Raw genomic sequence first — 4,595 nt, forward strand, 5'->3', positions numbered from 1 at the left:
CCGGCGGATAAAGCGCCCGCCAAGCCTGCCGGCTTCGACCAGCCTAAGGCACCCGAACCCATGTCAAATCGGGCCTCGGTGGGGTCGCGGCGGAGCCGTTGGGATGGGGGTTTGATCGGCGGGAATGCGGTGGGAGAGTTGGTGTGGGGGTAATTCTGTTGCCGGGGTTCCTAGGGTAGGGAGACGTGCGTGCCTACGCCCGTCTTGCGCTGGCCGGATTCCGAAGATACTCGACCTACCGACAGGCGATGGTTGCCGGATTGGCGACGAACGTCGCGTTTGGCCTGCTCAGGCTGGCCGTCCTGCTCGCCGCTGTGACGCAGGGACCCATTGCGGGCTATGACGTGGCCTCTACCGCCACCTATGTGTGGCTCGGTCAGGGGCTCATGGCTGTTGTGGTGTTGTACAGCGACAAAGTGCTGGCCGATCGCGTCCGCAGTGGAGACGTGGTCGTCGATCTGTACCGCCCTTGGAACCTCCAGTCGGCGATGTTCGCCGAGGACTTGGGGCGGGCCGGGTACGCGGTGGTGGTGCGGCTCGTGCCGCCGGTCGCGTTCGGTGCTGTGGTGTTCCCCTTTCGTTGGCCCGCGCCGATGACGTTGTTGGCGTTCGCGATGAGCGTGGTGCTTGCCGTGACGGTCAGTTTCGGCATGCGGTTCCTGCTCAACACGACCGCGTTCTGGCTCCTCGACAGCCGCGGCGTCAACGCGCTCTACACGACTTGCACGTGGTTGCTCTGCGGGTTGACCGTGCCGCTCTCGTTCTACCCCGAGTGGGCCGTGCCGATCCTGTGGTCGACGCCTTTCGCGGCCATGTTGCAGGCTCCGGTCGACGTCTTCCTCGAACGTGGATCGCCGTGGCCCTTGCTCGCGGCGCAGGCGTTCTGGGCGGTCGTCGTGCTGGCGGTGGGTCATCTCGCGCTGGGACGCGCCGTTCGGAAGGTGGTGGTCCAGGGTGGTTAGGCCCGGCGTCTACGGCAAGCTCGTCGGCGCGCGGTTGCGCGGGCAGATGTCCTACCGGACCTCGTTCTTCTTCCAGTGCGTCGCCCAGGCGGTCAACCAGTTGGCCGAGCTGGCGCTCATCCTGGTGCTGTTCAACCGGGTCAGCGCGCTCGGCGGGTTCTCGGTCGGGGAAGTCGTGCTGATGTACGCCATCGCGGGCATCGCGTTCGGCTTCGCGGACATGGTGACGGGCCAGTTGGACGAGCTCCCCACCTACATCCGCACCGGCACGTTCGACGTCCTGCTGCTCCGTCCACTCGGCACGCTGCCGCAGATGATGGCGTCCGACCTGCACCTGAGGAAGGTGGGGCGGATCGTCGCGGGGATCGGGACGCTGGTCTACGCCTTGAGCCACAACGACATCGCGTGGTCGCCGTGGAACGTGGTGCTGGTCTTCGTCGCACCGGTGAGCGGTGCGGTCATCCTCTCCTCGATCTGGGTCGCGGCCAACGCCTTGTGCTTCTGGGTGGTCGACGGGCAGGAGTTGGCCAACACCGTCACCTACGGCAGCAACGCGTTCACCTCCTACCCCATCACCGTCTTCGGCCCGTGGCTGCGGCGGTTCTTCGCGTTCGTCATCCCCGGCGCGTTCGTCGCCTACTACCCGAGCCTGGCCCTGCTCGGCCGCCCGGACCCGCTGGGCGGTCCGGCGTTGTTGGGCTGGGTCTCGCCGCTGGTCGCCGTCGTGGCGGCGGTGGTTGCCGGTCTCGTCTGGCGCACGGCCGTCCGGCACTACCGAGGGACTGGATCATGATCGAGGTGCGGGACCTGCGTCGCGAGTTCACCGTGACGACGAAGACCGGCCGGTTCCGGCGGGAGAAGCGCACCGTGTCGGCGGTGGACGGGGTGAGCTTCGACGTCGCCGCCGGCGAGGCCGTCGGGTACGTCGGGGCGAACGGCGCGGGCAAGTCGACCACCATCAAGGTGCTGACCGGCATCCTCGTGCCGACCTCCGGGCACGTCCGGGTGGGCGGGGTGGACCCGTCGCGGTCCCGGCGGGACCTGGCGCGGCGGATCGGGGTCGTCTTCGGCCAGCGCAGCCAGCTCTGGTGGGACCTGCCGCTGCGGGACAGCTTCGACCTGCTGCGGGCCGTCTACCGGGTGCCGGGGCCGGCGTACGAGGCGAGGTTGCGCGAGTGCGTCGACCTGCTGGAGCTCGGTCCGTTCCTGGGCACGCCGGTCCGCCAGCTCTCCCTGGGGCAGCGGATGCGGGGAGAGGTCACCGCGTCCCTGCTGCACGGGCCGGAGCTGCTGGTGCTCGACGAACCCACGATCGGCCTCGACCTGGAGTCCAAGGAGCGCCTGAGGGAGTTCCTGTCGGACCTGAACAGGCAGCGCGGCACGACCCTCCTGCTCACCACGCACGACCTGGACGACATCGAGCGGCTCTGCCCGCGGCTGGTGGTGATCGACCGCGGCACGGTCCTCGCGGACGGACCGCTGGACGCGCTGCGCGCCGAGGTCGCGCCGGACCGCGTGCTGGTGGTGGACCTGGAGAAGCCCGTCACCGGACTGGGTGACCTGCCCGGCGTCACGTCGATCCGCACCGAGCTGAACGGGTCGCGGCAGCACCTGACGTTCCGCCGGGCCGAGACGACGGCCGCCGCGCTCATCTCGGCCGTCGCCGCCCGCGCCGAGGTGCACGACCTGGTGGTCCTGGAACCGGATATCGACGACGTGGTGCGTCGGCTGTACGCCCGTCGGTAGAGTCGGACGAAACGGTCACACGGAGAACGGGAGCACCCCATGCGCGCAGGTCGTCCGGTAGCCACCCTCCTGCTGGCACTCGGGCTCGCCGCCGCGGTGTCCGGCTGCGAGGCCGTGCAGCAGGCGTCCGACACGGCCAACCAGGTCGGCGCGGCGGCCGACAAGGCGCAGCTGTGCATCGACGCGCTCAAGCTGGCTGGCTTCACGCCGGACGCCACCGACCCGCAGAAGGCGCTGGAGGAGACCCAGCAGAAGGCCCAGGAGCTGAACGACCTCGCGGCGAAGGCCGGCGACACCACGCTGAAGGACGCCATCACGGGCGTTTCGGACACCATGAGCAAGGTGACGCTGGAGGACCTGAACCCGTCCAACATCGCCAGTTGGTCGCAGGAGAAGCTGGACCAGGTGGCGAAGCTGTCCAACGCCTGCGCCTGAGCGGAAATGCCAGGCTGTCGGTACCTTCGGAACAGTCCTACGCTGTGACGCACCGGAGGTGTTGCAGATGCACGCGACAGCAGGCGACCACTTGCACATCCACAGCCGCGCGGTGGGTCTCGACGAGACGGTCGGTGAGATCCTGGAAGTCCGCGGCTCGGAAGGTGCGCCGCCGTACCTGGTCCGCTTCTCCGACGGCCACGAGGGGCTGGTCTACCCCGGCCCCGACAGCCTGGTCGAGCCCCGGACCTCCGAATCACCCAGGATCAAGGACTCGACCCCGGCGCGGTAGGCAGGGTCGACCCGCGGGGGCCCCCGTGACGCATGGCCATGAGGCGGACGTCCACTGTGGACGGTCCGGGTGTGGTGGTCCATGGGCACGATCGTGTCTGGATAGACGGCCGGGAGTCGGTGTCGCCGCCGCGACGTCACACGATCGAGTGAAGTTTCGGAGTGCGTACGGGGCGACCTGCGGTCTCGTTCGACGACCCCGTGTGCGTGGGTGTTCGGCAACGTGAGCAGGTCCCGGGTTCGCCTGAGCGAAACGGCAACCTGGGACCGTTCCCGGCCCGTCAGCCGAGGATCGTGGTGATCAGCTCGTCGGCCAGCGCGGGAGTTGCGGCGGCGATGCCCGACCACCGGCGGCTCAGGTCGGGGTCGAACGTCAACGGCCTGCCGCGCAGGTCCAGCAGCACTCCCCCGGCCGCGGGCACGGTGACTAGGGCGGCGATCAGGTCCATCAACCGGTGCGTGTCCGAGCCCGGGTCCGCGAACGCGTCCACCGAACCCTCGGCCACCAGGACCGTCTCCAGGCACGTGGTGGACAGGCTGCGGATGCGCTCGACCTGGTTCGCCACGCGCATCCAGGCCTCCTCGGTGCCGCGCTTCGGCCGCATCATGCAGATCGAGGAGCCCTTGAGGGCGGTGCGGCCGCTGGTGCGGAACGGCGTGGGTTCGCCCGTCCGGGCCGACCAGGCGCGGCCGGTGTCGAACCAGACCGTGAGGGCCTCGACGGGCTGGTCGTCGAGCACGAGGGCGCCGGCGAAGCAGGACAGCGGCACGCCCATGGCGGCGTTCGCGGAACCGTCCACCGGGTCGATGACGAGCGTGGCGGCGGAGCCGTTGTCGATGAACCCGGCTTCCTCGGAGAGCAGGTTCGCGCCCGCCTTCGCGGCGGCCTCGGCGATCGCGGCCTCCACGATCGCGTCCACCCGCATGGTGGGCGTGCCGTCCGCGCCGTCCGCGATCTCCTCCCGCAGCTGCGCGCGGGTGAAGTCGCGCCGGGCGCCGGCGTAGGCGCCGGACGCGGCGATGGCGGTGGCGGCGAGCGCCGGGTGCACGTCTGCGGGCATGTCGTCCGCGGGCACGGGCCAGGGGATCAGGCGCCCAACAAGCCACCGGAGGGACACCGCAGGCGGCCCACCCGTGGTGTACGACTCAGATCAGGCGCAG

Annotated in this window: 6 protein-coding genes; 5 read left to right on the plus strand and 1 reads right to left on the minus strand. The window is 69.8% G+C overall.

Annotated features, from left to right (window positions below; translation table 11 throughout):
* Positions 1–185 precede the first annotated feature (185 nt).
* The 5 genes from AB0G02_RS29060 (at position 186) to AB0G02_RS29080 (ending at position 3,435) form a co-directional block, all read left to right on the plus strand.
* Positions 186–962, plus strand: a complete 777-nt coding sequence (locus AB0G02_RS29060) for an ABC-2 family transporter protein (RefSeq protein WP_360799991.1) — start codon at positions 186–188, stop codon at positions 960–962.
* Entirely contained in the window at positions 955–1,755 is an 801-nt protein-coding gene (locus AB0G02_RS29065; RefSeq protein WP_360799995.1) for an ABC-2 family transporter protein, read from the plus strand. Before AB0G02_RS29060 ends, AB0G02_RS29065 begins: the two co-directional genes overlap by 8 nt.
* Positions 1,752–2,708 carry an ATP-binding cassette domain-containing protein gene (locus AB0G02_RS29070; protein WP_360799998.1) on the plus strand — a complete coding sequence of 319 codons (957 nt, stop codon included), beginning with the start codon at positions 1,752–1,754 and terminating at the stop codon, positions 2,706–2,708. Before AB0G02_RS29065 ends, AB0G02_RS29070 begins: the two co-directional genes overlap by 4 nt.
* Before the next feature lie 39 nt (positions 2,709–2,747).
* The gene (locus AB0G02_RS29075) at positions 2,748–3,143 is read left to right on the plus strand and encodes a bacteriophage spanin2 family protein (RefSeq protein WP_360800001.1); all 396 of its coding nucleotides are present in this window, start codon (positions 2,748–2,750) and stop codon (positions 3,141–3,143) included.
* A gap of 67 nt (positions 3,144–3,210) precedes the next feature.
* Positions 3,211–3,435 carry a DUF1918 domain-containing protein gene (locus AB0G02_RS29080; RefSeq protein WP_360800004.1) on the plus strand — a complete coding sequence of 75 codons (225 nt, stop codon included), beginning with the start codon at positions 3,211–3,213 and terminating at the stop codon, positions 3,433–3,435.
* Between the two features lie 280 nt (positions 3,436–3,715).
* Here AB0G02_RS29080 and AB0G02_RS29085 read toward each other — a convergent pair whose 3' ends face one another.
* On the minus strand, positions 3,716–4,510 hold the full coding sequence (locus AB0G02_RS29085; protein WP_360800007.1) for an inositol monophosphatase family protein: 795 nt from the start codon (positions 4,508–4,510) through the stop codon (positions 3,716–3,718).
* Between the last annotated feature and the right edge of the window lie 85 nt (positions 4,511–4,595).

This window comes from Actinosynnema sp. NPDC023658, from assembly GCF_040639995.1.
Taxonomy (GTDB): domain Bacteria; phylum Actinomycetota; class Actinomycetes; order Mycobacteriales; family Pseudonocardiaceae; genus Actinosynnema.

Excerpts from the sequence above, each read along its gene's own strand:
- AB0G02_RS29075 (WP_360800001.1), top strand. The coding sequence starts at position 2,748 with ATGCGCGCAGGTCGTCCGGTAGCCACCCTCCTGCTGGCACTCGGGCTC.
- AB0G02_RS29070 (WP_360799998.1), top strand. The coding sequence starts at position 1,752 with ATGATCGAGGTGCGGGACCTGCGTCGCGAGTTCACCGTGACGACGAAG.
- AB0G02_RS29080 (WP_360800004.1), top strand. The coding sequence starts at position 3,211 with ATGCACGCGACAGCAGGCGACCACTTGCACATCCACAGCCGCGCGGTG.